General features: G+C 60.2%; 19 protein-coding genes, 1 tRNA gene and 1 pseudogene. 6 read left to right on the forward strand and 15 right to left on the reverse strand.

Going from position 1 to position 26,503, the window contains the following annotated elements; all coding sequences use genetic code 11:
• Window positions 1-432 precede the first annotated feature (432 nt).
• Window positions 433-508: transfer RNA gene (locus tag PMI03_RS10305), tRNA-Val, on the forward strand.
• A gap of 280 nt (window positions 509-788) precedes the next feature.
• Here PMI03_RS10305 and PMI03_RS10310 read toward each other — a convergent pair.
• Window positions 789-1,784 (reverse strand): annotated as a pseudogene (locus PMI03_RS10310) (acyltransferase domain-containing protein); the annotation flags it as partial.
• Between the two features lie 143 nt (window positions 1,785-1,927).
• Between PMI03_RS10310 and PMI03_RS10315 the strand changes: the two are divergent.
• Window positions 1,928-3,484, forward strand: a complete 1,557-nt coding sequence (locus tag PMI03_RS10315) for a glycosyltransferase family 2 protein (protein ID WP_007692693.1) — start codon at window positions 1,928-1,930, stop codon at window positions 3,482-3,484.
• Between the two features lie 37 nt (window positions 3,485-3,521).
• Here PMI03_RS10315 and PMI03_RS10320 read toward each other — a convergent pair whose 3' ends face one another.
• The 3 genes from PMI03_RS10320 to PMI03_RS10330 all read right to left on the reverse strand — a co-directional run bounded on the left by PMI03_RS10320 (window position 3,522) and on the right by PMI03_RS10330 (window position 8,718).
• Window positions 3,522-3,917: a cupin domain-containing protein gene (locus PMI03_RS10320; RefSeq protein ID WP_007692695.1), complete on the reverse strand. Its 396-nt coding sequence runs from the start codon at window positions 3,915-3,917 to the stop codon at window positions 3,522-3,524.
• A gap of 100 nt (window positions 3,918-4,017) precedes the next feature.
• On the reverse strand, window positions 4,018-7,479 hold the full coding sequence (locus tag PMI03_RS10325; RefSeq protein WP_007692697.1) for a YhaN family protein: 3,462 nt from the start codon (window positions 7,477-7,479) through the stop codon (window positions 4,018-4,020).
• A 3-nt stretch (window positions 7,480-7,482) separates the two neighbouring features.
• Entirely contained in the window at window positions 7,483-8,718 is a 1,236-nt protein-coding gene (locus PMI03_RS10330; RefSeq protein ID WP_007692700.1) for a DNA repair exonuclease, read from the reverse strand.
• Between the two features lie 217 nt (window positions 8,719-8,935).
• Here PMI03_RS10330 and PMI03_RS10335 point away from each other — a divergent pair, with 217 nt between their 5' ends.
• On the forward strand, window positions 8,936-9,922 hold the full coding sequence (locus PMI03_RS10335) for an aldo/keto reductase (RefSeq protein ID WP_007692701.1): 987 nt from the start codon (window positions 8,936-8,938) through the stop codon (window positions 9,920-9,922).
• A 74-nt stretch (window positions 9,923-9,996) separates the two neighbouring features.
• Entirely contained in the window at window positions 9,997-10,734 is a 738-nt protein-coding gene (locus PMI03_RS10340; RefSeq protein ID WP_007692703.1) for an SDR family oxidoreductase, read from the forward strand.
• A 94-nt stretch (window positions 10,735-10,828) separates the two neighbouring features.
• Here PMI03_RS10340 and hupB read toward each other — a convergent pair whose 3' ends face one another.
• The 4 genes from hupB to clpP all read right to left on the reverse strand — a co-directional run bounded on the left by hupB (window position 10,829) and on the right by clpP (window position 16,362).
• Window positions 10,829-11,104, reverse strand: a complete 276-nt coding sequence (hupB, locus tag PMI03_RS10345; RefSeq protein WP_007692705.1) for a DNA-binding protein HupB — start codon at window positions 11,102-11,104, stop codon at window positions 10,829-10,831.
• 205 nt (window positions 11,105-11,309) lie between these two features.
• Window positions 11,310-13,730: an endopeptidase La gene (gene lon, locus PMI03_RS10350; protein WP_007692707.1), complete on the reverse strand. Its 2,421-nt coding sequence runs from the start codon at window positions 13,728-13,730 to the stop codon at window positions 11,310-11,312.
• Between the two features lie 418 nt (window positions 13,731-14,148).
• Window positions 14,149-15,426: an ATP-dependent Clp protease ATP-binding subunit ClpX gene (gene clpX / locus PMI03_RS10355; RefSeq protein WP_007692709.1), complete on the reverse strand. Its 1,278-nt coding sequence runs from the start codon at window positions 15,424-15,426 to the stop codon at window positions 14,149-14,151.
• 303 nt (window positions 15,427-15,729) lie between these two features.
• Entirely contained in the window at window positions 15,730-16,362 is a 633-nt protein-coding gene (gene clpP / locus PMI03_RS10360; RefSeq protein ID WP_007692710.1) for an ATP-dependent Clp endopeptidase proteolytic subunit ClpP, read from the reverse strand.
• Between the two features lie 395 nt (window positions 16,363-16,757).
• Between clpP and PMI03_RS10365 the strand changes: the two genes are divergently transcribed.
• Window positions 16,758-18,011 (forward strand): diguanylate cyclase, encoded by a 1,254-nt coding sequence (locus PMI03_RS10365; RefSeq protein ID WP_039973784.1) that lies wholly within the window; start codon window positions 16,758-16,760, stop codon window positions 18,009-18,011.
• 41 nt (window positions 18,012-18,052) lie between these two features.
• Window positions 18,053-19,297: a cytochrome P450 gene (locus PMI03_RS10370; RefSeq protein WP_007692712.1), complete on the forward strand. Its 1,245-nt coding sequence runs from the start codon at window positions 18,053-18,055 to the stop codon at window positions 19,295-19,297.
• A 118-nt stretch (window positions 19,298-19,415) separates the two neighbouring features.
• Here PMI03_RS10370 and pstB read toward each other — a convergent pair whose 3' ends face one another.
• The 7 genes from pstB to PMI03_RS10405 form a co-directional block, all read right to left on the reverse strand.
• Window positions 19,416-20,174: a phosphate ABC transporter ATP-binding protein PstB gene (pstB, locus tag PMI03_RS10375; RefSeq protein ID WP_034519485.1), complete on the reverse strand. Its 759-nt coding sequence runs from the start codon at window positions 20,172-20,174 to the stop codon at window positions 19,416-19,418.
• Window positions 20,175-20,278: 104 nt separating this feature from the next.
• Complete coding sequence (gene pstA / locus PMI03_RS10380; protein WP_007692714.1) at window positions 20,279-21,130, reverse strand: phosphate ABC transporter permease PstA; 852 nt, start codon at window positions 21,128-21,130, stop codon at window positions 20,279-20,281.
• Between the two features lie 11 nt (window positions 21,131-21,141).
• On the reverse strand, window positions 21,142-22,113 hold the full coding sequence (pstC, locus tag PMI03_RS10385; RefSeq protein WP_007692716.1) for a phosphate ABC transporter permease subunit PstC: 972 nt from the start codon (window positions 22,111-22,113) through the stop codon (window positions 21,142-21,144).
• Between the two features lie 75 nt (window positions 22,114-22,188).
• A complete protein-coding gene (gene pstS, locus PMI03_RS10390; protein ID WP_229202600.1) occupies window positions 22,189-23,160 on the reverse strand; it encodes a phosphate ABC transporter substrate-binding protein PstS in 972 nt (323 codons plus the stop codon).
• Between the two features lie 336 nt (window positions 23,161-23,496).
• Window positions 23,497-23,841, reverse strand: a complete 345-nt coding sequence (locus tag PMI03_RS10395; RefSeq protein WP_007692718.1) for a cupin domain-containing protein — start codon at window positions 23,839-23,841, stop codon at window positions 23,497-23,499.
• Window positions 23,842-23,934: 93 nt separating this feature from the next.
• On the reverse strand, window positions 23,935-25,002 hold the full coding sequence (locus tag PMI03_RS10400; protein WP_007692719.1) for a D-alanine--D-alanine ligase family protein: 1,068 nt from the start codon (window positions 25,000-25,002) through the stop codon (window positions 23,935-23,937).
• 109 nt (window positions 25,003-25,111) lie between these two features.
• A complete protein-coding gene (locus tag PMI03_RS10405; protein WP_007692720.1) occupies window positions 25,112-26,395 on the reverse strand; it encodes an O-acetylhomoserine aminocarboxypropyltransferase in 1,284 nt (427 codons plus the stop codon).
• Window positions 26,396-26,503: the final 108 nt, after the last annotated feature.

The following is a 26,503-nucleotide window of genomic DNA, read 5'->3' on the forward strand; positions in this document are numbered from 1 at the left end:
GTGACAGGCCGGCACTCTAACCAACTGAGCTACACCCGCATTCATTTCAAAGCGTTCCGGATGCTTTCGCACCCATCAAAGCGGCCTTAGCCGTTCGATGAGCGGCTAACTACGGGGTTCGTGTTTGGGTGTCAAGCAGGTTTGAATACAAATCCGTGACAGATTGCGAATTGTTTTCAGAAGCGACGCCGGCGCGTTTCGGTTCCATCGATTTAGCATGGCTGGTTCGCGCCCCACGCATTTCTAAAACGGCTGATACGCCCCGCCCTCCCCCGGCCTGCTTTCGAGAAAGCACATATTGTTGATAACCTGCGCCGAGACGGCGCGAACAAAAAAATCAAAAAATCTTCACAAACACTCTTGCGGTTTTTCGTCGTTCCGCATAGATCACGGCCACCGAAACGCGGCGGGCAATTGCACCGCTTCGCTGAAGGGCGATTAGCTCAGTTGGTAGAGCGCCTCGTTTACACCGAGGATGTCGGGAGTTCGAGTCTCTCATCGCCCACCATTTTTTCAAAAAAAGATGAATAGGCAAAGCCGCGCTTGGCAATTGTTCAACGCTCGTTCTCACTTCGGGGAGAGCGCGCCCTCTATATCTTGCGCACGAATGGAACCGGGCACGCCGAAGCGTGCCGCTCAGTAGTTGCCCGTGATGACGATCGTCAAAAGCACTGCCGAAACAAGCACGAGAGCTGCGATGGCCAACTCCCATGGCCAGTGATTCGCCATGGAGGCGATGAAGACCAAATCTTTTGTGCCGCGTCCTTGAACCAGCTCCTTTAAGCTGGTGCGCCATGAGCAACAGCTCGCGCGAAGGACTGCGAGACCGGATCACGACCGGGGAGCGGCACCTCACGCAGCAACGTAGGGACCGCGACCGCCTGGATGGATGCCTCCTTGGCGATTTCCGTAACATAGTTCGAGAGAATCGGGCGCGGCGCGATCTCGATAAACAAGTTGCACCCCATCGCCATCGCCGCCTGACAGGCAACCTTGAAAAGCACAGGATCGCGAACATTGCGCCACCAATATTTGGTGTCCAGCAGACGCCCATCATAGAGCTCACCTGTCACCGTCGAAATGAAAGAGGCCGTGCCAGCGTCCGGCGCGACATCTAGCAGATCCGCGAGGAAGGCATCCTTTGCCCGGTCGATGATCGGATGATGAAAGGGATAGTTGATGTCGAGTATGTGCACGACAATGTGCGCCTGGCGGGCAGTATTCTTGAATGCCTCGATCTGGTGGACAGGACCGGAAATCGTAACCGAATTCGGTGCATTGATCGCCGCGATGCAAATATCGTCTAGGTCGTGTGCCTTGGCAAAGGCGAGTGCGCCATCCTCATCGAGAACAACGGCTGCCATCTTGCCTTCACCGGCAAGAAGATCCTGATGCAGCGAGCGTTTAGCGATGATGGCGACCGCCTCGGCAGCCGTCAGTGCTTTGGCCACATAGGCGGCTGCTATTTCACCAACCGAATGGCCGAGGACAACATCAGGCTTTACACCAAGCGCCGAGAGGCAGTCCGAGAGGGAAACTTGAACGGCAAACAGCAGGGGCTGCGCAACCTTCGTATCGGCAAGCCGCGAAGACAGGTCAGCGGACACCAGGATATCCGTCAGCCTCTCGCCAAGATAGTATTCAAAGAGAGCACTGAACGACTGGAAACATTGCCGGAAATGGCGGTTCTCTTGATAAGCCTCGACGCCCATTCCCGCCCATTGCGAACCGTTACCAGAGAAGACGAAGGCAATTTTGATCGGTTGGGCCGGCAATTCACCAGTGAAATATTTAACCGGTGCCGTCGGCAGCGGACTTAATCCATTAAGCTTAATCTCCAAGGCCACGCTCCAGCTTCGACGGCGCTCGCCACGCTTCGTCCCTCCCCAACTTATGCCATTCGATGACGTCATCCAAGTCTTGTAGCATGCCAGCACCGCAAAACGAGCAGGGCAAAGAACTGATTCTCAGCGACGACGGATCGACTTCGGAAGAAACGAGGCGATGGTATGAGACGCAGAAGTTGAAGGGCAATATCCGGTTCGTTCTGAACGGCAGGAATGGCGGCATAGCGGCTGCCTCCAATGCCGGGCTGTCTCAGACCCGTGGCCTATGGGTTGCCTTTCTGGACCATGACGACATGATCGCGCCGCATACGTTCAAGGTCGTGCGGCATGTCTTCAAACAAAATCCACGCGCGAATTTTCTCTATACCGACGAATTGGTGGTCGACGATATGCTGAAGGCAACAGGACTGATGCTGAAACCGGCCTACGATCCCGTTCTCCTGACGGGCGTCAACTACATCAATCATTTCTCCATCTATCGCCGCGGCCGGCTCCAGGAGATCGGCTATCTGCGCACCGGATATGACGGCTCTCAGGATTATGACTTGCTGTTGCGCTATCTGGATGGATTGCCCGACGATACAATCCTGCACTTGCCCTACCCGGCCTATTGGTGGCGGCGCAATGGCCGCACCTATTCGCGCAAGTTCATGGATGCGGCGACCACCAATGCCCGCAAGACGCTTTCCGAACGATTCGCGCACCGGCAGCAGCCCATTCGCACGGAAGAGGCGCTGACGGACACCCTCCATCGCGTCATGTTCGAGCGGCCGGAGGCTGCCTGGCCCAAGGTTTCGATCATCATCCCCAGCAAGGACAGCCTCGACCTGATCTCGAGGGTGCTGAAGGATATCTTCGAACGCACGGATTACCCCAATTTCGAGGTGCTGGTCGTCGACAACGGCTCCTCGGATCAGGCTGTCCTCGATCTCTACGACCATTATCGTCGGACCTACCCGCAGTTCTCCGCGTCGATCATACCGGAACCGTTCAACTTCTCTCGTTCGGTCAATCGAGGCCTCAGTGCCGCTACAGGCGAACACTATCTGATCCTCAACAATGACGTCGAAATCATCGAGCCGGGCTGGCTGAAAGAGAAGGTGACCTGCCTCGCCTATGAGGGAACCGGCATTGTCGGCGCCAAGCTGCTCTATGGCAATAACAAGCTCCAGCATGCCGGTGTCATCGTCGGCTTCGGCGGGCTGGCCGGTCATTGGTATATGAACAAGCCTAGGGAATTTGGCGGCCCGATGAACAGGCTGCATGTCCGCAATTCGATGACCTGCGTCACAGGCGCGGTGATGCTGATTTCCGGCGACTGCGCCCGCGCCATCGGCGCATTTGACGAAGAGAATTTCGCGGTCGCCTATAATGACGTCGACTATTGCGTGCGTGCCCACAAGGCCGGGTTCCGCATCATATGGACGCCGTTCGCCTGCCTCTACCGCCATGAATTGGTGTCGCGCGGGTCCGACAACTCGGGAGAGCGGAAAAAGCGCTTCGAGCGGGAGAAGGATAATTTGCGCAGGCTAGACGAGACGCGGACCTTCGTGGATCGCGCCCTCAATCCTGCCTATAGCCGGGACAAATCGGACCCCAAGATCCTGATCCCGACGAAATTGCACACGCCACAATGAGTTCACGATCCGGCCGGATCGATGTCTTATCGCGTCGTTAGGCGCGATACTGTTCCTCGCTCACATATTCCATCCAATCCGCAGCCTTGCCATCCTGCGTCTCTTGAATAGCGATATGGGTGAGTGCGGTCTCTGGTCCCGCACCGTGCCAATGTTTTTCGCCGGGCTCGAACCAGAGGACATCACCGGCATTGATCTCCCGGATGTCGCCGCCCCAGCTCTGCGCGACCCCCTTGCCCGCGGTTATCACCAGGGTCTGTCCGAAAGGATGAGTATGCCAGGCGGTGCGGGCGCCCGGCTCGAAGCTGACGCTGACGACCTGGACGCGGGCTGGCGCCGGCGCTTGCATCAACGGCTCCTGGCGCACCTCGCCGGTAAAATACTCCGCCGGTGCCTTCAGCGTTGGGCGTGATCCATTAGGCTTAATTTCCACGGCTTTTCTCCTGCTTTGACCGGCGCTCGCCGCGTCTCGCTCCTACTGCCAGCCTATGCCATTCGGTGAAATCATCCAAGGCCGACATTCTGCCGGGCGCTCAAAGCCGGATCAGGTCCAAACCCCCACCGATCTCCCGCTTGGCGATCTCGACCACGCTCATCTCATGGGTGAAGAGAATGGTCTGGAAACGCTCCGCCGTGCCGGCGAGCGCCTTCAATCCGGCGCTGGCGCGCTCGTCGTCGAAGGTCTGGAAGATATCGTCGACGATCAGAGGGGCCGGTTCGTTGCGGGCGGAATAGTCTTCGAGGAAGGCAAGCCGCAAGGCGAGGTAGAGTTGATCGCCGGTTCCCTCGCTCAAGCCTGCTAGCGGCACGCGCTCGCCGCCGGAGCGTTCGGCCAGCAACTGCAGCGTATCCGCGTCGTCGTGTTCCTCGACCAGCCGCGTGAAGCCATGGCCGGTCAGCAGCGAGAAGAGTTCCCCTGCCCGCGTGATCACCGGATCGGCCTGCTGTTCGCGATAGGCCTCCATCGAGCTTGCCAGCATCTGTGCGGCAAGCTTCAGCACCACCCATTGCCGCGCCAGGTCCTTGGCTTCCTGCTCGGCGGAAAGCTTTTCGAAGACGGCGTATTCGGCGCTGACGCCGGTTTCAAGCGCGCTCCGTTGCCGCTGGTTTTCCGCCAGGCGGGCCGCGAGCGCACCGTTAGCGCTGAACTGCCTCTGGTCCTCTGCAGATAGCCGCTCGATCTCCAGTCCGGCGGCGACGCGTTCGAAGCCGACGAGTTCGGCACGAATCACCTCTTCGCCATCGCCTTCCGACTGCTGACGCAAGCGGTCGCGGCTTTCGGCGAGCCGCGCATGCAAGCGGGCGCGATCGCGCAGGCGCGAGAGCAGAGCCGGCAGATCGGTGTCCTCGGGCAAATCCGCTGTTAGATCGGCAAGGGCGGCCGTGACCGTCGCAAGCGCCTCGCCACAATGGGCGGCCTGCGCCTCCGCGCGTTGGCGCTCCTCCTCGAGCCGGTCATGCTTCTTCTGCTCGCCACGCACCGCGCCGACACGGGCGTGCAATGCCTCGGCGGCGGCATCCGGCGGCAGATGATCCACCTCGTATCCAGCGGTTGCGGCAAGGGTAGCGAGCCGCCGCTCGAAATCGGCCATGTCACGGCGCATGCCGCTGACGCGGCGCTGGCGATTGTCATGCTCAGCCAGAACATCCGGCAACTCCGTCCATGCCTTCAAGGCTGCGGCAGCCATTTCCAGCGTCGCATCGGCGGAAAGACCGAGCGACAGGACTGCCTTGCCGAAGGCATCGCGCCAAACGGCTTGACGCCGCTCGATAACCTGTTGCTGCTCGCCAAGCCGCGTCAGCCGGTCCCGCGCCGCGCCGATCTCGCCTTCGCGCGTCCGGCTCTCGCTCCAATGCTCCGACAGCAAACGGAGATGTTTTCTCAAACCTTCCGCCATTGCGCCCGGCGGCAGGCGGCCGCTCTTGTAGCCGGTGGCATCAGCAATATCCTTCAGCGCCGGCGAGATACGCGTCTCCGCCAAGCCAGCCTCACTCCGCTCATCCTGCAGATCACGGAGAGCCCGGCGCTCGCGGAACAAAGCCTCGACCCCACGCCGCCATTCCAGCATGGCTGCCGGATCGAGAGCGGAAACACCCGATGCATCGAAGAGTGCCGCGAAAGCGGCCAGCGCCTTTGCCGAGGCTTCCTCGCGCTGCTGCAATCGTTTTGCGGCCTCCTCGCACTCCTGCAGCAATCGTGCCTGACGCAGGCGGTTATCGGCATGGCGCGAGACGCGATCCGCATCGCTCAATGCCGCATCGGCCAGTCGATCCGCTTCAGCCAGGGTTGCCGCAAAAGCGGCGATCGCTTTGCCGTCCGGAGATTGGCCGGCATCCGTCAGCCCATCGCGGATCGATCGCCATTGGACATCACGCGCTTCACGCGCGCCGGCGATCTGTTCACGGGTGACGATCGGGCCGGTCCGCTCCGCATCTGCCAGCGCCTGTTCGATCTCTGCCAATTGCTCATCATAGCCGCGCAGCTTGTCGGATGCTTCGCGTACGCCGGCGCGGGCCGCATCTATGGTCTCCCGATGCGCGGCGATCTCGGCGCCATCCGGCAACGATGTAGCAAAGAGCGCGTCGATATCGGCGACCGCCGGGCGCAGGCGGCCCGCGGCCTCGCGAAGATCCGTCACGATACGGCTGATCTGCGTCTCAAGCCCATCAAGACGGGCAAGGCTAGCGAGATCACTTGCCAATGCTTCCAGCTGATCTGTGTACGGCCTCGGATCGATCAGGCGGCCCGCGGAGCCGTCCTTCTCCAACGATGCCAGCTGCCGGCGCTCGCTGTCCAATTGCTCGGCATTTCCCTGGCCCTGCTGCAACAGCCGCCTGCCTTCCTCGACCAGTTCGGAGAGGCGGACGCGATCGGCGTCGCTGGGCTGCTGCTTTTCCAACTGTGATACATCGGCAAAGCCAAGGCGGCGGCCGAGTTGCGCAAGCGTCGCCTCATAGCCGGCCAGTTCCTGATCGACGCGCGGCAGATCCTGGCGCTGGCTGCGATAATTGCCGGTATCGGCAAAGAGCTGGGTGATATCGTCGGCTAATTGCAGCACGGTTTCGTCGATGCGGATCATCGACAGTTCTTCGCCGGTGCGCGTGGCCAGTTGCTGGGCGCGGTGTAGTTCCTCTTCGGCGGTGCGCTTGTCGTTCAGGCCCCGCTCCAGCCGATCGGCAAAACTGTCCGGTATTGCCGCGAGATCAGCGAGGTCCTCAAGGGCCGCCCTCTCCGCATCGATTTCGGCCAGTAGAGGCTGCAGCGTCTTCAGCTTTTGCAGCCGGTCGAGGGCCTGCCGCGTCTGATGACGCTCATCCTGCAAACGCTCCAACTCGGCCTCGATCTCGGCGGCTTCGGCGAGCAGCTTCTTCCAGTCGCCGGATTTGAGCTCGTTGTCGCGTTCGGCTTTGCGAGCCTCGTCGTGGCGGTCCAGCGCCTGATAAAAACTTCGATCCTTGGAGCGGCGCTGCGCATAGATGCCATCGGCTTCGCCTTCCAGCGACTGGCGCAGGCGAGAGAGGCCGGTGAGACCGGAGGCAGCGGAAAACAGCAGACTGCCTATCTCGCCGCCGCTGCGCAGCATCGCCGTCGCCCCTTGCCGCAATCGGAGGGAATCGAGGCCGAAGGCGCGCTCGAAGACATCACGGCTCAGATTGCCGAGAAATGGCGCCAGGGCATCTTCTGCAAGCGGCGTTTCCTTGTCATCAGGTGCAAGCAGCGTGTTCTTTCGTCCGCGACGCCGACGAAAGGCGAGCGTTGCACCATCGCGCGTGGCGATCGACGCGCCGACGCGCAGGGTCGTCGGCTCGTGCAGAAAGCTTTGCTCAGCGGCAGTCGGAAAGCCAAACAGCAGGTCGGAAATCGCGCTCAACGCCGACGACTTGCCCGCTTCGTTTGGCCCGTAAATGACGTGCAGCCTGGCGCCCGTGCGAAAATCGAGCGTGCGGTCGGTCAGCGCGCCGTAGCGAAGAATATCGAGCCGGTTAAAGCGCATGGGTCAGCCCGCTCCCTGCCCGCGTGCCAGCAGCAATTGCCGCGCCTCTTCGATCAAGGTCTCGATTGAGTCGTCCAGCGGCAGCTCTGCCGCGCCCAACCCGCCCGGCAGGCGGACCGCGATCTCTCCGACCAGCCGGCTTGCTTCGGCCACGATATCCGCGTCACCGGCATGCTCGGAGAGCAATTGCCCAAGATCAAGCGTGCCATTGGCCTCGACAGCAGCCGCAGAGGGCGCTTCGAGCCGCAGTTCAAGCTTTTCCAGCCAGATATCCTCGTGCACGCGATGGCAGGCTGCCTCGACTTCATCGCGCCACTGCTGGCGATTGGCGGCGATAGCACCCTGCAGCGGTGTGATGCCCGACAGCCGCACCCTCAACGCTGTCATCCGCCCTGCCATCTCATCGGCCAGCAATTGCACCGCCTGCTCGACGTGGCGCAGGATCGCGGCCTGATCGTCCTCGGGATCGACTGTGATATCGACCTGCGCAAAACGCGCCTCGTCGACGATCAGGCGTTCGTGGCTGATGCGGCCATCCTCGACGGTGACGAGCACGGCGCCCTTGGCGCCACGTTCGCGAATGCTGCGGCCCTGTAGATTGCCGGGAAAGATCACCAGCGGATCGGTTGCCACCACTTCATAGTCATGGACATGGCCAAGCGCCCAATAGTCGTAGCCGCGCGAACGCAGGTCATCGACCGAGCACGGCGCATAGGGCGCATGCGGCTCGCGGCCGGTGAGCGAGGTGTGGAGAACACCGATGTTGAACCAGCCGGATACGGGTGCCGGATAGTTTATCGCCAGATTGTCATTGGCCGAGCGTTCGGCAAAGCCCTGCCCGTGCAGCGCCACCCGCAAAGCCTCCAGCTTGACGGAGCCCGGCTTGCTGGTTGGGAATTCATGGACATTGGCCGGCAGCGTGATGGTCTTGGTGATGACGCTCGCCGCATCGTGATTGCCGCGCAGCAGATAGACCGGGATTCCGGCTCGTTCCAGGCGCGCCATTTCGCGGTTGAAGAACAGGCCGATCTTGTTGTCCTTCCAATCGCCGTCATAGACATCGCCGGCAATGAGGAAGAAATCGACCCGTTTCTCGATCGCCAGCCCCACCAGCGTCGAGAAGGCCTTGCGGCTCGCCTCCACGAAGATCGAGGCGATCGCGGCATCCTTCAGAGCCAGCCCCTGGAAAGGACTGCCGAGATGCAGGTCGGCGGCGTGGATGAAGCTGAAAGAGGCCATAGGCTCCAGTCGATGTCAGATATCTGGCATCCCTTTTAGGCAAATACGGAGGCAATGAATACCTGCCGGCAGCGGTCATCCCATGCTTTCGTGGATTGCCGAACGCTGTCATATTCCTATGTCACACGATTGCGATCCTGCGCCATCCTCACGCGCTTGCCGCGACTTCAGACGGCTGCTACTGCGCTAGACTTTCAGTACGAACGGAGAGATTTTCATGAGACACCATGCTTTCGGCCGCACGCCCTTCACCGTCACGGATGTCGGCTTCGGCGCCTGGCAAATCGGCGGCGCCTGGGGCGATGTCAGCGAGGCCGATGGCCGCGCGGCACTGAACGCAGCACTCGATGCTGGCATGACCTTCATCGACACTGCCGACGTCTATGGCGACGGCCGCTCCGAAAAGATCATCGCCGACGTGCTGAAGGATCGCGGCGGCGAGCGCCCGATGGTTGCCAGCAAGGCTGGCCGACGCCTCAACCCGCATGTGGCCGACGGCTACACCAAGGCCAATCTCGAAGGCTTCATCGACCGCAGCCTGAAGAACCTCGGCGTCGACAGCCTGGATCTCGTACAGCTGCATTGCCCGCCGACGGAAGTGCTCTACCGCCCCGAAGTCTTCGCAGGTCTCGACGAGCTGCAGAAGGCCGGCAAGATCAAGGGATATGGCGTCAGCGTTGAGAAGGTCGAGGAAGCACTGAAGGCAATCGAATATCCCGGCGTCGTCAGCATCCAGATCATCTACAACATCTTCCGCCAGCGTCCTGACCATCTGTTCTTCAAGGAAGCCAAGCGGAAGCAGGTCGCCGTCATCGCCCGCGTGCCGCTGGCCTCCGGCCTGCTCTCCGGCAAGATCACCCGTGACACGCACTTCGCCAGCGACGATCACCGCAACTTCAACCGCAACGGCGAAGCCTTCGATGTCGGCGAGACCTTTGCCGGCGTGCCCTTCGAGGTCGGCCTGCAGGCGGTGGAAGAAGTGCGCAAGCTTGTTCCAGCCGGTGCTAGCATGGCCGCCTTTGCGCTACGCTGGATCCTGATGCACGAGGCGGTCACCGTCGTCATCCCCGGTGCCCGCAATGCCGAGCAGGCCAAGGCCAATGCGGCCGCCGCCGATCTCGCACCGCTGCCTGCCGACGTCATGGCGGCAACGCGCGAAATCTACGAGCGTCTGATCGCCCCGCACGTCCATCACCGCTGGTAAGAGCAAAGGCCTCTAGAAAACTGGTGGTCGGGTGCAGACCCGGCCACGAACGGGAGACACGGGAGGAGAATTCAATGAAAGTAGCGCTTGTAACGGGTGCATCCCGCGGGCTTGGCGCGGTCATCGCGCGCGGATTGGCGCAGGACGGTTGGGCCGTTGCAGTTAATTATGCGAACGATACCCCTGGAGCGGAAGCGGTAGTTGATGCGATCCGGCAGCAGGGCGGCCAAGCCTATGCGGCAAAATTCAGCGTGATCGACAAGGCTCAGCTGACCGCGGGGCTGGATGCAATCAGGGACGCGATCGGCCCCGTCGACCTGATCGTCAACAACGCAACGGGTCCGCAGCCAAGCATGCCCTTGATGGAGCAATCCTGGCGGACCTATCTCGATCAGCTCGAGTTCTTCGTCAAAGCCCCCCTCGAACTGCTTCAGGCGGTGCTGTCGGATTGGCGCCAGCGCAAGTCGGGACGAATTATCAATATCGGCTCGGAAATAGCAGAGCTCGGCAATCCCAATGTCGGGAACTATGCGGCGGCAAAAGGCGCCATGCTTTCCATGACCCGCTCCTGGGCTCGGGAATTGGCGCCCGAAGGGATTACGGTCAATCTGGTCGCTCCCGGCTGGATTCCCGTCGAACGCCATGTCGGATCGTCCCAGCAGTCGATCGATGACTATCTCGCCCAAACTCCGCTTGGGCATTTCGGAACACCGGAGGACATCGCCCACATGGTGGTATTCCTCGCCTCGAACAAGGCAGACTTCCTGACGGGTCAGAAATTTGCAGTCAACGGCGGACGCACGCTTCTCTGATCGCCGCGTGCCAACAAAAAAGGGGTTCGAAATGATTCGAACCCCTCATATCGTCCGCCATGGAGCAACCGCTCCGACGGCGGGTGAAAACGGATCAGCTGTTAACAGCGTCCTTCAGGCCCTTGCCGGGCGTGAACTTCGGCACGTTACGGGCCGCGATGTCAACTTCAGCGCCGGTCGACGGGTTGCGACCCTTGGAGGCTGCACGGTGAGAAACGGTGAAGCTACCGAAACCTGCGAGACGAATGTCGCCGCCCTTCTTCAGTTCAGCCTGCACGGCATCGAAAACAGCGTCAACAGCGGAAGCAGCGTCGGCCTTCGTAATACCGGCCTTCTCGGCCACTGCGGACACGAGCTCATTCTTATTCATGTTTCCACCCCTTTCTACTGGTATGAAACGACTAGTCTGTTAGCGGGGCGCAGAATACGTATGCTCCGGCCCGCCGCAACCCCAAAAGCCCTGCAAATCAAGGAAAAGCAAGCGCCGCCAAAAGCTTTTCACAAAAAAAGACCGGCAAAAACGCCGGTCTTTTCTCGTTTTATGTCAATTTGTCATAAATCAGGCGAAACCGCACTTAATGCGCGATCGTCGCTCCGACATCGTCCACACCCTCGACCGTTGCAATCACCGGTGTTTCGACGGTGCCGTCCCATTCGATCGGCTCGGGCCGGCGAACCAGCGCATGCTTGATCACCTCGCCCATGCGGGATACCGGGATGATCTCCATGTTGTTCTTCACGTTGTCCGGGATCTCCGCCAGGTCCTTGGCGTTTTCCTCCGGAATGAGCACGATCTTGATGCCGCCGCGAAGTGCTGCGAGCAGCTTTTCCTTCAGTCCGCCAATCGGTAGGACACGGCCGCGCAGCGTGATTTCGCCGGTCATGGCGACATCCTTGGAAACCGGGATGCCGGTCATGATCGAGACCATGGCGGTTGCCATCGCGACACCGGCCGACGGACCATCCTTCGGCGTTGCCGCTTCCGGTACGTGGACGTGGATGTCGCTCTTGTCGAAGCGAGGCGGCTCGATGCCGAAGTCGACAGCGCGCGAACGGACATAGGAGGCCGCGGCGGAGATCGATTCCTTCATCACTTCCTTCAGGTTGCCGGTCACGGTCATGCGACCCTTGCCCGGCATCAGCACGCCTTCGATCGTCAGCAGCTCGCCACCAACTTCCGTCCAGGCGAGACCGGTGACGACACCGACCTGGTCTTCACGCTCGGCTTCGCCGTGGCGGAAGCGCGGAACGCCGAGATACTGGTCGATATTCGCAGCGGTGACCGCAACGGACTTGCTCTTGCCCTTGATGATCTCGGTGACCGCCTTGCGGGCGAGCTTCATCAATTCGCGTTCGAAGTTACGAACACCGGCTTCGCGGGTGTACTGCTGGCTAATTGCCATCAGGGCATCGTCGCTGACCGAGAATTCCTGCGGCTGCAACGCATGTTCCTTGATGGCCTTCGGCAGCAGGTGCCGCTTGGCGATTTCGCGCTTCTCGTCTTCGGTGTAGCCGGCGATACGGATGACTTCCATGCGGTCCATTAGCGGAGCCGGAATGTTCAACGTGTTCGCCGTCGTGATGAACATCACGTCCGACAGGTCGTATTCGACTTCCAGGTAGTGATCCATGAAGGTCGAGTTCTGCGCCGGATCCAGCACTTCGAGCAGGGCCGAAGACGGGTCGCCACGGAAATCCATGCCCATCTTGTCGATTTCATCGAGCAGGAAGAGCGGGTTGGACTTCTTGGCCTTCTTCATCGACTGGATGACCTTGCCGGGCATCGAGCCGATATAGGTACGGCGGTGACCACGGATTTCGGCTTCGTCACGAACGCCGCCAAGCGCCATGCGGACATACTCGCGGCCGGTCGCCTTGGCGATCGACTGGGCAAGCGAGGTCTTGCCGACGCCCGGAGGGCCGACGAGGCACAGGATCGGGCCCTTGATCTTGGTCGCGCGGGCCTGGACGGCCAGATATTCGACGATGCGCTCCTTGACCTTGTCCAGACCGAAGTGATCCGCTTCGAGGATCTTCTCGGCATTGCCCAGATCGGTCTTGATCTTCGACTTTTTGTGCCACGGAATGCCCAGCAGCCAGTCGAGATAGTTGCGCACGACAGTGGCTTCCGCCGACATCGGGCTCATCTGGCGCAGCTTCTTCAGCTCCGCATCGGCCTTTTCCTTGGCTTCCTTGGATAGCTTCGTCTTGGAGATGCGCTCTTCCAGTTCGGCCATCTCGTCGCGGCCTTCCTCGCCGTCGCCGAGCTCCTTCTGGATCGCCTTCATCTGCTCATTCAGATAGTATTCGCGCTGGGTCTTCTCCATCTGGCGCTTGACGCGCGAGCGGATGCGCTTTTCGACCTGCAGGACCGAAATCTCGCCTTCCATGAAGCCGAGCGCCTTTTCGAGGCGGCCCTTGACGCTGGTGGTTTCCAGCATCTCCTGCTTCTCGGTGATCTTGATCGACAGGTGCGAGGCAACCGTATCGGCGAGCTTCGAATAGTCTTCGATCTGGCTGGCCGCACCGACTACTTCCGGCGAAATCTTCTTGTTGAGCTTCACATAGCTCTCGAACTCCGAAACGACCGAGCGGCTCAGCGCCTCCAGTTCGACCGGATCTTCCGCTGGCTCATGCAGGACGTGGCCGAGGGCCTCGTAGAAATCCTCGCGCGCCGTATAGGTGTCGACCTCCGCGCGTGCCTTGCCTTCGACCAGCACCTTAACGGTGCCGTCGGGAAGCTTCAGGAGCTGCAGTACATTCGCCACGGTGCCGACCTTGTGGATCGCATCCGGGGCCGGATCGTCGTCGCTGGCATTGATCTGGGTCAGCAGCATGATCTGCTTGTCAGACCCCATGACCTCTTCCAGCGCGCGGATGGATTTTTCCCGTCCGACGAACAGCGGCACGATCATGTGGGGGAAAACCACGATGTCGCGCAACGGCAATACCGGATAGGCAATGCTCTCATTTGCCGCAGACGTTTTCTTAGTCATGTCATTTCCTTTCCGTCGTCCCGTTCCCGGGCTCTCTGCCGGCCTTGGGGGATTAGCCGGCTCTCTCACTTGGGTTAGAAGTGGAGCTTCACATTATCTATTTCAAGTCGTGCAGGACGCGCGCCGTGAGGCAGCGAGACACGAATTCACAAGGAGGAACGCAACAACAAACACCGGACCCCGGCTACTCGAACACTGCCGGCAACGCAGGCCGCGGAGGACCACAGCCGAGCAAAAACCCGATCCACCGACGATTCCGGAATCATGCCATCATGGCTGCGGCGGGCGCTCTTCACAACCGGTTTGGACGGCGTTCCCATAAGCTTATCCCGGACTTTATCAGGAAACTGTACGATTTTTCAAATAGAAAGGGGCCCGTCAACGACGAGCCCCTGTATTTAAGCTGCAGATCTGTCGATCAGGCGGTGGCGTTGGCCTTTTCGTCCTGCCGATCGGCGTAGATATAGAGCGGGCGGGCGGAGCCGCGAACCACTTCCTCGGAAATGACCACTTCGCGAACACCTTCCAGCGCCGGCAGATCGAACATGGTGTCGAGCAGGATCTTTTCCATGATCGAACGCAGGCCGCGAGCGCCGGTCTTGCGCACGATCGCCCTACGGGCGATTTCGCGCAATGCGTCCTCATGGAAGTTCAATTCGACGTCTTCCATCTCGAACAGGCGCTGGTACTGCTTGACGAGCGCGTTCTTCGGCTCCGACAGGATCTGGATCAGTGCATCCTCGTCCAGGTCTTCCAGCGTCGCCAGGACCGGCAGACGGCCGATGAATTCCGGGATCAGGCCGAACTTGACCAGATCTTCCGGCTCCAGCTCGCGCAGCACTTCGCCGACACGGCGGTCATCGGGGCCCTTGACGGCAGCACCGAAGCCGATCGAGGTCTTTTCGCCACGAGCGGAGATGATCTTGTCGAGACCGGCAAACGCGCCGCCGCAGATGAACAGGATGTTCGTCGTGTCGACCTGCAGGAATTCCTGCTGCGGATGCTTGCGTCCACCCTGGGGAGGAACGGAAGCGACCGTGCCTTCCATGATCTTCAGAAGCGCCTGCTGCACACCCTCGCCCGAGACATCGCGGGTGATCGACGGATTGTCCGACTTGCGGGAAATCTTGTCGACTTCGTCGATGTAGACGATACCGCGCTGGGCGCGCTCGACATTGTAGTCGGCAGCCTGCAGTAGCTTCAGGATGATGTTTTCGACGTCTTCACCGACGTAACCAGCTTCGGTCAGCGTCGTGGCATCAGCCATCGTGAAGGGCACGTCGATGATGCGGGCCAGCGTCTGCGCGAGATAGGTCTTGCCGCAGCCGGTCGGGCCGACGAGCATGATGTTCGACTTCGCCAGTTCGACATCGCCGTTCTTGGACGCATGCGCGAGACGCTTATAGTGGTTATGCACCGCCACCGACAGGATCTTCTTCGCCTGCCTCTGGCCGATGACATATTCGTCGAGAACCTTGATGATGTCCTGCGGCGTCGGCACGCCGTCACGGGACTTGACCATCGAGGATTTGTTTTCCTCGCGGATGATGTCCATGCACAATTCGACGCATTCATCGCAGATGAAGACGGTCGGTCCGGCAATCAGCTTCCGGACTTCATGCTGGCTCTTGCCGCAGAATGAACAATACAGAGTATTCTTGGAGTCGCCGCCGTTGCTGCCGCTGACTTTGCTCATATCCTTTTCCTTCCAGCACGCCGCGGATTTTCCAATCGAAATCGCGGTCCACTCAATGCGCCCGCCGGACCTGCCCCTCGTTTCATCAGCAGATCGCGGCGCTCTTCGGGGTACTGAACGCAGCCCAGCAATCATACCGGGCCGCGGTGGCAACGAATCCCCCTTCGAATGCCGAATGCCATGTCATAAAAACGCTACATAGCATGAATGCGTACTATTACCGTGTTCCGCTCCACATTAAACCCCTATTCGATCACAAATGGGATAGAACTGTGGCGTAGAAGTCACCGCTGCGTGGATAACTCACGTAGCGGCTTCACCTTCCATTTCGGTACGCGACGTCAGCACCTTGTCGATCAGACCCCAATCCTTGGCCTCGTCGGAGGACATGAAGTGGTCACGATCCAGCGTCTGCTCGACCTCTTCATAGGTCCGGCCACAATGCTTGACGTAAATTTCGTTCAGGCGACGCTTCATCTTGATGATGTCGCGAGCATGCCGTTCGATGTCCGAAGCCTGCCCTTGGAAACCGCCCGACGGCTGGTGAACCATGATGCGGGAATTCGGCGTTGCGAAACGCATGTCCTTGTCACCAGCGGCAAGCAGCAGCGAGCCCATGGACGCAGCCTGGCCGATGCAAAGCGTCGAAATTGCCGGCTTGATGAACTGCATCGTATCGTAAATCGCCATACCGGCGGTCACGACGCCACCCGGCGAATTGATGTAGAGCGCGATTTCCTTCTTCGGGTTTTCAGCCTCGAGGAAAAGAAGCTGGGCGCAGACCAGCGTCGCCATGTGATCTTCGACCGGGCCGGTCAGGAAGATGATGCGTTCCTTCAGCAGGCGGGAATAGATATCGTAGGACCGTTCCCCGCGGTTAGTCTGCTCAACAACCATCGGCACCAGAGCCATAGCTGTATCGACTGGATTTCTCATGTGCGTCCTTTACCAAGCTTGCCCCGACGGCGATAACGCCGGGAATCGAATAAAATCCTTTATCCCTACATAGAGTGTCCCTGCCCTACACTTCAAGACGCCCGAAGGGATAACGCCAAAAAGGCCTAATGCTCATTAGATGTTGAAGAAGCGTTTCCAACCGCCGATGCCAATAGATCCGATGACGTGATACGCGTACTCCACCACATTTCCCAACCAAAAGGTGAAGGAAGGGTGAAATCCAGGCGATGTTGGCACAGCGCCTGCCACAAGCGCAGCTAAAATTTACCAAGCGGCTCAAGAAACTCATCATCTTACTCGGCGACGATTGCAAGCGTTGCCCTGTCCCCTTACGCCGTCGCTATCCGCGCCGCGGAAAGGGAGAAACGCCGACCGTGCTCAATATCACCACGGGACTGACCATCTGGTGCTCGGAAGCGATCACGCTCGCTGCCGTGCTTTTTCTCGCCTGGCGGCACAATCGCCAGATGCCGGCCTATCTGATGTGGGCGCTGGGCTTCGCCTTCAGCGCCGTCGGGTTCGGTCTCGTGGCGGCGCGTGGCCTCATTCCGGATCCACTGTCGATCGAATTCGGCAATGGGATCGCTCTCCTCGGCGAGAGCGCCTGGATCGCTGGGTTTCACCGGATGGACAAGCGCAAGCTCCAGTGGTCGTCGCTGCTGCCACCGGCGATCTGGATCGCCGGCATCGGGCTGCCATGGATCCATGAGAGCTATGCCAACCGAGTCTTCCTGTATGACCTGGCGGGCGCTGTCGGTGCGATGCTGATGGCTCGCGCAGTGCGCCCGGCGGAAGGCCGGCGCGAGGCAACACGCGGTCTGCTTGGTCTCGTGTTGATGGCTCTCGCCTGCGACTGCCTCATCTCCTCCATGTCGATGATACTTCTCAGACCGAGCTTCGAAGAGGCGTTGATCTATCGCGGCTATTCCGCCCTTGGATATGCGTTGCTGATCACTACGGCCATTGCGCTCAGCGGCCGGTTGCTGATGGAGCGCGCCGAGCGGCACTGGCGAACGATTTCGATCACGGACATGCTGACGGGCGTCCTGAACCGGCGCGGCCTGCAGGATTATTTGCCCCTTGTCGTCAAAAAGGCAGCAAGGGGTTCGCACAAGATTGCCGTGCTGCTGTTCGATCTCGACCACTTCAAGGCGATCAACGATCGTTATGGCCATCAGACCGGCGACACCGTGCTTGCCGAATTTGCCCGCATCGGTCGGCAGTTCATACCCGAAAGCGGCGCATTCGGCCGCATGGGCGGCGAGGAATTCATCGCCTTCATCCCAGTCGCCGATCAGGCCGAGGCCGAGGCGATCGCCGAGACGGTCCGTGCGGAAGTCTGCCGTGCGCCGCTGCTTGCCGGCCAATCGTTCGTATCGGCGACGGTCAGCGTCGGGCTGGCGATCATGCCCTGCGGCAGCGCTAATTGGGACCGGCTCGTTTCCGCCGCCGATCGGGCGCTTTATGCCGCCAAACGCGCGGGCCGCAACTGCACCGTCGTCTTCGGCGAGGCGGAAGCGTCGACGGCGACCGACATGCCGCCGGATCCGAACGGCGGCGAACTGGTGCCGACGCTCGACGACCAGATTCATGCGCTCCGTCGTCTCGGTACGCTCGCCCAGATGTAACGGTCTTTTCCCATTCGATTTATTCCGATAATCCTCTCGTCATGACCATATCTTCCGTCTTCTCCATCGATCCCGTCTCGCGCCGCCTCTCCCTCAACGGCCGCGATCCCGCTTTCTACAGCAACCCGAACGCGGTCTACGCCGCCTTGCATGCCGAATGTCCCACATTCTATTGGGAAGAGCAGAGGCGATGGTATTTCATCGGCTACGACCATGTGAACGGGCTGCTGCGCGACCGCCGCTTCGGCCGGCAGATCCTGCATATCGCCAACCGCGAAGAGCTCGGCATGCCCGCGCCGCTGCCACACCTGAAAAATTTCGATCTCTCCGAACAACATTCTCTGCTCGAAATCGAGCCACCGGAACACACGCGACTTCGCACCCTCGTCAACCGCGCCTTCGTCTCCCGCCATGTCGAGAAAATGAAGCCGGAGCTGGCTGAGCTGGCCAATCGGCTGATCGATAAATTCGAGAAGAACGGCGAAGTGGAGCTGCTCTCGGCCTTTGCCGATATCATCCCCGTCACCATGATCGCGCGGATGATCGGTATCCCGGAGGAGATGGGGCCACAACTCTTGAAGTGGTCGCATGCCTATGTCCGCATGTACATGTTCGGCCGCACGCGCGAGGATGAGGACGCAGCGGATCAGGCGGCGAAGGAATTCTCCGACTATGTGAAATCCGTCATCCGCGAACGCCGCGCCAATCCGCGCGACGATCTCCTGACGCATATGATCACTACCGAGCATAAGAGCCAGTATCTGACCGAGGACGAGCTGGTGTCGACGACGATCGTGCTGCTGAACGCCGGGCACGAGGCGACCGTGCATCAGATCGGCAATTCCGTCCGCGTCATCCTCGAAAGCGGCTATGCGCCATCGGCACTTTTCAAGGACGAGGCAACGACCGAGCGCACCGTGGAAGAGACGCTGCGCATCTGCGCGCCGGTGCATATCTTCGACCGCTGGTGCCTGGAGCCGACGGAAATAGACGGCGTCTCCTTCCAGCGCGGCGACAAGGTGGCGATGATTCTCGCCGCCGCCAATCTGGACCCCAAGAAATTCTCCGATCCCCTCACCTTCAAGCCCGACCGCAATGAAGCGCCGAACCTCTCCTTCGGGGCCGGCATCCATTTCTGCATAGGCGCGCCGCTGGCTCGACTGGAGCTGAACGTGGTGCTGCCGATCCTGTTCGAGCGCCTGCCCGGCCTGAAGCTTCAGAAGACGCCCGAGGTCAAGGACGTCTATCACTTCCACGGCCTCGACAAGCTCGAACTGAGCTGGTGAGCTTGGCGGGCGCGAGCCTGTCGGTTCGCTCGATCATGCCCCAAAACGAAAAATGGCGCGCCAAGCGGGCGCGCCATCGCAAAATTGCCGGCAGCGGGCGATACCCGCTTTTGTCGTATCAGCCGTAACGGCCGGTGATGTAGTCTTCCGTGCGCTTCACCTTCGGCGCCTGGAAGATCTGCTCGGTCGGGCCGTATTCGATCAGATCGCCCAGATACATGAAGGCGGTGCTGTCGGAGATGCGGCTTGCCTGCTGCATGTTGTGCGTCACGATGACGATGGTGAACTCGCCCTTCAGCTGAGATACCAGCTCCTCGATCTTGGCGGTCGAGATCGGGTCAAGCGCCGAGGTCGGCTCGTCGAGGAGCAGGACTTCCGGACGCAAGGCGATGGCACGGGCGATGCAGAGGCGCTGCTGCTGACCGCCGGAAAGGCCAAGTCCGCTCTGGTGCAGCTTTTCCTTCACTTCGCTCCATAAGGCTGTTTCCGTCAGCGCCGCTTCGACGCGGGCGTCCATTTCCGCCTTGGAAATCTTCTCGTAGAGCCGGATGCCGAAAGCGACGTTTTCATAGATCGACATCGGGAACGGCGTGGGCTTCTGGAACACCATGCCGACCTTGGCGCGCAAATCGTTCAGATCGACGTCCTTGGCAAGAATATTGCGACCGTCCAGCAGGATCTCACCCCCAACCGTCTGACCCGGATAGAGATCATACATCCGGTTGAACGTGCGCAGCAGCGTGGACTTACCGCAACCCGAAGGGCCGATGAAGGCGGTAACCGCATTTTTGCGAATGTTCATATTCACACCCTTCAGAACGCGATGGCCGTTCTGATAGGTGAAATCGAGGTTCTTCACCTCAAGTTTCGCGATCATGCCGAGATCCGACTGAGAAACGGCGTCCTTCCCCGGCTGTGCGTTGACGCTCTGGAAATTGTTGTCGCTCATGTTCATGGTCTCATTCCTATCGTTCGGCGGCGTCATTGGCGGCGTCCACTCAAGACACGGGCAAGGATGTTGAGGGCGAGGATGGCAACGGTGATGATCAGCGCGCCGGCCCAGGCCAGTTGTTTGAGATCCTCGCCTGCATCGGCGGCGAGCGTATTGATGGCAACCGGCAGCGTGGCGATTGGACCGGTCAGGCCTGCATTCATGAATTTGCTGTAACCGGCCGTGAAGAGGAGCGGCGCAGTTTCACCGCTGATACGGGCTATGGCCAGCAGGATGCCGGTGAGGATGCCTGTCCAGGCGGACCGGTAGATCACCATCGTCATGGACTTCCAGCGCGGCGCGCCGAGCGCAGCGGTCGCCTCACGAAGCTCGTTTGGCACTAGCAACAGCATATCCTGCGTCGTGCGGTTGACGACCGGAAGGGCGATCAGCGCCAGCGCGAGGATGCCGGCGAAGGCAGAGTTGCCGTGCATGGGCACGACCACGGCGCCGTAGACAAACACGCCGATGATGATCGAGGGTGCGGACAGCAGGATGTCGTTCAGGAACTTGGCGGCCTCGGCAAGCTTGGTGCCGTTGGCATACTCCACCAGATAGGTGGCGGCGAGAATGCCGATCGGCGCGGCGATCAGGATGGCGCAGCCCGTGACCAGTACTGTTCCGTAGATTGCGTTGATCAGGCCACCGCGCGAACCCTGGGCCGGGATCGACATGGTGAACACGTCAAGGCTGAGCGCCGATACACCGCGATAAACCAGGGTTCCAAGGATCACGCTGAGAAAGAATATGCCGAGAATGGCCGCGATGAGGCACAAGACCATCATCACCCGGTTCTTCCCATAACGCCTCGAGACGAGGTTCTGACGAATTGCATTGTCCATGGGTTTATTCCTCAAAGCGCGTTGCCGCGACCGATCATCCACCTCGCCACCGCAAGCACGCAGAAGGAAAGGACGAACAGGAGCAGGCCGAGCGCAATCAGGCTCGACAATTGCAGACCGTCGGCGTCGCCGAAGTTGTTCGCGATCTGGGCGGAAATGGTGGTGGACGGCGAGATGATCGACGATTGCAGACGGCTGACCGAACCTATGACGAACGTGACGGCCATGGTTTCGCCAAGCGCGCGGCCGAGGCCGAGCATGATGCCGCCGACGAGGCCGCGACGTGTATAGGGGATCAGGATGTGGCGGGCCACTTCCCATGTGGTCATGCCCGTGCCGTAAGCGGATTCACGCAGCATCGGCGGCACGGTGCTGAACACGTCGCGGGAGATCGCGGTGATGAACGGCAGGATCATGATGGCCAGCACGAGGCTTGCCGTCAACAGGCCGACGCCCGGCGCCGGCGGCTGGAACAGCAGGCCGATCACCGGCACCTGGCCGATCGTCATCATAAGGAAGGGCAGGATATAGGTCTGCATCAGCGGCACGAGAATGAAGAGGCCGACGATGCCGTAGATAATGGAGGGAATACCGGCCAGAAGCTCGATGGCCGTACTGATCGGACGTCGCAGGCTGCCGGGGCAAAGTTCCGTGAGGAAGATGGCGATGCCGATGCCCAGGGGAACGGCGATCAGCATGGCGATGAGCGAACTCACCAGCGTACCGACCACGGCAGGGACAGCACCATAAATATCGGCGGGAGCGCTCCACTTCGTGCCCCAGAGGAACGAAAACCCGAAGGCCTGGAAGGTTGGCAAGGCATCGATGATGAGAACCACGATGATTGCCAGCAGCAGAAGCACGACAAGAGCAGCCGAGCCAAACGTCATAAAATAGAAAATTCGATCCTGTATCCGGAATTTTCTGGTGACGGCGCTGGTATCCAGTGCCTGGAAGCCAGCCGTCTGAGTCGCGTCAGCCATCGATTTCCCCTTGTCCTGTCACGAAAGGCGGACAGGGCCGTGCCCTGTCCGCCGTAACTTCTCAGCTAGCACAAATTACTTCGCGCCAAAGTCCTTCGTCCAGGACTTCTCGACAACCGCGGCAACACTCTCCGGGATCGCAAGATAGGACAGGGCGGTCGCGTCCTTCTGTCCGTGCTCATAGGACCACTTGAAGAATTTCAGCGCTTCTTCGTTGAGAGCAGGATCGGCCGGCTTCTTGTAGAGCAGAACCCAGGTCGAAGCTGCAATCGGCCAGCTCTGATCGCCCGGCTGATTGGTGATGATGAGGTTGAAGTTCTTGGCGTTGGCCCAATCGGCGTTGGAAGCAGCAGCCTTGAATGTCTCGAGGCTCGGCTCGATAACCTTGCCGGCAGCATTCTTCATCTTCGCGAAACCAATGTGGTTGGCGATGACGTAGGAATATTCAACGTAGGAGATCGAACCAGCTGTCTGGTTGACAGTGGTGGAAACGCCTTCGGAACCCTTGGCGCCGAAGCCGACCGGCCATTCAACCGCCGTGTTCGAACCAACCTTTTCCTTCCACTCCGGCGAAACCTTCGCCAGGTAGTCGGTGAAGTTGAAGGTCGTGCCCGAGCTGTCGGCGCGATAAACGACGGAGATCGGCGTGGAAGGCAGCTTGACGTCGGGGTTGAGGGCCTTGATGGCCGCATCGTCCCACTTGGCGATCTTGCCGAGGAAGATGTCGGACAGCGTCTTGCCGTCGAGAACGAGTTCGCCCGGCTTTACGCCTTCAACATTATAGGAAACGACGATGCCGCCGGAGATCATCGGGAACTGGGCAATGCCGTTCTTCTCGAGGTCAGCGTCGCTCATCGGCTTGTCCGAAGCGCCGAATACGATGGTCTTGTCGAGGAGCTGCTTGATGCCGGCGCCCGAACCGACAGACTGGTAGTTGACGACATTGTTCGTCGCAGCCTTGTAGCCTTCAGCCCACTTGGACAGAACCGGCGCGATGAAGCTCGAGCCAGCGCCTGTGATGTCGGCAGCCGAGGCCGAAACGGACATGGCAGCGATGAAGCCTGCCGTCAGGCAAAGCGAACGAAATTTCTGGTTCAGCATGTTAGACTCACTTCCTCAAGTGATGAAAGGATGGCGAGCAGGAGTCCGGCGCGGGGTGTCCCATCGGTTGGTAACGCCCACCTGAATCTCCTGGCGACAGTGATGCGTCTAAAGGCGCAGTGTTTCAGTTTGATGACAGTTTGGTGAAAGCCCGGTGACACAACCTGTGGCAATGGAAATGGTTATCGCGCGGACGGCACGGCAAAGACCGGCGCGCAATCGAAGCGGCACCGGTCTTCATGTTTTGATTCAACTGGCTTTGCGGCAAAATCCAAGGCGCCGTCAGAGACGGATCACATAGTCCTTGCGAGTCGTTTCAATGACTTCCCACGTCCCCTTGAAGCCGGGCTTTAGGATCATCCGGTCACCGGCGCGCAGGTGAAAAGTCTCGCCATTCTCGGCGGTTACCACCGAATGACCGGAGAGGATGTGGAAATATTCCCACTCGTCATAGACGATCTTCCATTTGCCGGGCGTCGCTTCCCAGATGCCCGCATAGAGCCCGCCATCGGCCTCCTCGGCATTCCAGGTGCGGAATTCCGGTGCTCCGGAAATGATGCGATCGTCGGCCGGTGCACCCGTTTCCGGCTCGATGCCGTCGGTATCCAATCGTAAATATGTTGTCATAAATCCCTCATGACGATCTGGAAACACTCGGTCGTAGTGCACCGCATTCGGTTGGCTTCGCGACGTTCAGGAACACCAGGCCTGAAGACCTGGCTATCGACCGCCTCTTGCAAGCCCGTGTTCGATTAGCCGGTCGACGAGCGCCGGATAGGAAATCCCCGTCGCTTCCATGGCCTTCGGGTACATGCTGATATTGGTGAAGCCCGGCATCGTATTGACCTCGTTCACCACCATGCTCATGTCCGGCCTCACGAAGAAATCGACGCGCGCGAGACCTTCGCAGCCCAATGCGCGAAACGCGTCCAGCGAGAGCTCGCGGAGATGCTGGGTGAGATCGGCAGGCAATTGTGCCGGAACGCTGGTTATGGCGCCATCCTCATCGATATACTTTGCGTCATAGGTATAGAAGCTGTGGTCCTGGCCGGTGACGATCTCGCCGGGCAGGGAAACGAACAGCGTGCCATCGGTCTGCTCCAGGACGGCGCATTCGATTTCGCGCGCCTTGACGAACTCTTCTATGAGCACCTTGTCGTCATGCTTGAACGCCTCGATGAGCGCCGCGCGAAATTCCTCGGCGTTCGCCGCCTTGCTGACGCCGACGGAAGAGCCCTGTCGCACCGGCTTGACGAAAACGGGCGAGCCCAAGGCACTCGCTGCCTCCTCAAACGATAGAGTATCGCCAGGTCTCACGGTGATCGAACGGGCGACCGGCAGGCCGGCGTCGCGCAGCAGGCGCTTGGCGATATCCTTGTCGATGGCGGTTGCCGATCCCAGGATGCCGCAGCCGACCAACGGAACGCCGACCATTCGGGCGAGGCCCTGGATGGAGCCATCCTCGCCATAGAGACCGTGCAGAACCGGGAACAGGATGTCTATCGCCGGCAGCTCGCGCGGTCCGGTCGGGTCGCCGACAGCGAGAATCCGGCCCTTACCACCCGGCAGCAGGCAAACTTCGCTCCCCGCATAAACGACCGGGTCCGGCAGCGCTCCCCCTTCCAAAGCGGTCAGCAGCCACTGTCCATCGCGGCGGATGACAATCGGCACGATCTCGTATTTGTCGACATCGATTGCTTTAATGACGTTGCGGGCGGACATGAGGGAAACATCGTGTTCAGAGGACTGTCCGCCGAAGAGGACCGCTACGCGCAATCTTGAGGTCATAGTTTTCTGGTGCTCACCGTTTCAATTCGTCGCTAAAGTTGTAGCGGACCAATTGTAACGAAATTGAGATCTCCTGGAGGCCGTGAACCGAGAAAGTAGTTGTAGCCCGTCAAACCTTCGCCAGGGCCTGCTCCAGGTCGGCGATGATGTCCTTGACGTCCTCGATGCCGATCGACAGGCGCACCACATCGGGGCCGGCGCCGGCGCCAATCCTCTGTTCGTCGGTGAGCTGCTTGTGCGTCGTCGAGGCCGGATGGATCACCAGCGAGCGGGTGTCGCCGATATTGGCGAGATGGGAGAACAGTTCCAGAGCCTCCACGAAGCCCTTGCCTGCCTCATAACCGCCCTTCAGGCCGAAGGTAAAGACGGAGCCCGCCCCCTTTGGCGAATAGCGCTGCTGCAACGCGTGGTTCGGGTGATCCTCGAGGCCGGCATAATTTACCCAGGCCACCTTGTCGTGCCCCTTCAGCCAGCGGGCGACGGCAATCGCATTGTCGGAATGGCGCTGCATGCGCAGCGGCAGCGTCTCGATGCCGGTCAGGATCAGGAAGGCGTTGAAGGGTGAAATGGCGGGGCCGAGATCGCGAAGGCCAAGGACGCGGCAGGCGATGGCGAAGGCGAAATTGCCGAAGGTCGCGTGCAGCACGATGCCGTTATATTCCGGCCGCGGCGTTGACAGCATCGGATAGTTGCCCGAGGCGGACCAGTCGAAGGTGCCGCCATCGATGATCACGCCGCCCATGGAGTTGCCGTGACCGCCGATGAATTTGGTCAGCGAATGCACGACGATATCGGCGCCATGCTCCAGTGGCCGGATGAGATAGGGACTGGCCAGGGTATTGTCGACGATCAGCGGCAGGCCGTGCTTGCGGGCAATGGCGGCAATGGCCGCGATATCGACGAAGGTGCCGCCGGGATTTGCGAGACTTTCGATGAAGATGGCGCGGGTGCGTCCGTCGATCTGCGCCTCGAAGGTGGCGGGATCATCGCTGTCGGCCCAGCGTACATGCCAATCGAAATTCTGGAAGGAATGGCCGAACTGATTGATCGAGCCGCCATAGAGACGCTTGGCCGCGACGAAATTATCGCCCGGCTGCATGATGGCGTGGAAGACAAGCAACTGGGCGGCGTGGCCGGAGGCAACCGCAAGGCCCGCCGTGCCGCCTTCGAGAGCCGCCACCCTCTCCTCCAGCACCGCCTGGGTCGGGTTCATGATGCGGGTATAGATATTGCCGAACTGCTGCAACCCGAAGAGTGCAGCGGCATGATCCGCATCCTGAAAGACGAAGGAGGTCGTCTGGTAGATCGGCGTCGTGCGGGCACCCGTCGTCGGGTCCGGCTGCGCACCCGCATGGATCGCCAGTGTGTCGAAACCTGGATTGTTCGTCGCCATGCCTTTTCCTCCCGTCGAGATTGTTATTGCAGCAACGGGATCATAGCGCCCGGGATCTGAAAGGTAACCGCGAAGTTTTCCAAGCTCTTCCTCTTACAGGAAAAACTT

The sequence above is a fragment of the Rhizobium sp. AP16 genome, assembly GCF_000281735.1.
Lineage (GTDB): Bacteria > Pseudomonadota > Alphaproteobacteria > Rhizobiales > Rhizobiaceae > Rhizobium > Rhizobium rhizogenes.

Coding starts and splice junctions, on each gene's coding strand:
- PMI03_RS10370 (WP_007692712.1), top strand. CDS start 18,053: ATGACCATATCTTCCGTCTTCTCCATCGATCCCGTCTCGCGCCGCCTC.
- pstA (WP_007692714.1), bottom strand. CDS start 21,130: ATGGACAATGCAATTCGTCAGAACCTCGTCTCGAGGCGTTATGGGAAG.
- PMI03_RS10335 (WP_007692701.1), top strand. CDS start 8,936: ATGAGACACCATGCTTTCGGCCGCACGCCCTTCACCGTCACGGATGTC.
- PMI03_RS10400 (WP_007692719.1), bottom strand. CDS start 25,002: ATGACCTCAAGATTGCGCGTAGCGGTCCTCTTCGGCGGACAGTCCTCT.
- pstB (WP_034519485.1), bottom strand. CDS start 20,174: ATGATCGCGAAACTTGAGGTGAAGAACCTCGATTTCACCTATCAGAAC.
- pstS (WP_229202600.1), bottom strand. CDS start 23,160: ATGTCCGTTTCGGCCTCGGCTGCCGACATCACAGGCGCTGGCTCGAGC.
- PMI03_RS10325 (WP_007692697.1), bottom strand. CDS start 7,479: ATGCGCTTTAACCGGCTCGATATTCTTCGCTACGGCGCGCTGACCGAC.
- PMI03_RS10395 (WP_007692718.1), bottom strand. CDS start 23,841: ATGACAACATATTTACGATTGGATACCGACGGCATCGAGCCGGAAACG.
- pstC (WP_007692716.1), bottom strand. CDS start 22,113: ATGGCTGACGCGACTCAGACGGCTGGCTTCCAGGCACTGGATACCAGC.
- lon (WP_007692707.1), bottom strand. CDS start 13,730: ATGACTAAGAAAACGTCTGCGGCAAATGAGAGCATTGCCTATCCGGTA.
- PMI03_RS10405 (WP_007692720.1), bottom strand. CDS start 26,395: ATGGCGACGAACAATCCAGGTTTCGACACACTGGCGATCCATGCGGGT.
- clpX (WP_007692709.1), bottom strand. CDS start 15,426: ATGAGCAAAGTCAGCGGCAGCAACGGCGGCGACTCCAAGAATACTCTG.
- hupB (WP_007692705.1), bottom strand. CDS start 11,104: ATGAATAAGAATGAGCTCGTGTCCGCAGTGGCCGAGAAGGCCGGTATT.
- clpP (WP_007692710.1), bottom strand. CDS start 16,362: ATGAGAAATCCAGTCGATACAGCTATGGCTCTGGTGCCGATGGTTGTT.
- PMI03_RS10315 (WP_007692693.1), top strand. CDS start 1,928: ATGCCAGCACCGCAAAACGAGCAGGGCAAAGAACTGATTCTCAGCGAC.
- PMI03_RS10340 (WP_007692703.1), top strand. CDS start 9,997: ATGAAAGTAGCGCTTGTAACGGGTGCATCCCGCGGGCTTGGCGCGGTC.
- PMI03_RS10330 (WP_007692700.1), bottom strand. CDS start 8,718: ATGGCCTCTTTCAGCTTCATCCACGCCGCCGACCTGCATCTCGGCAGT.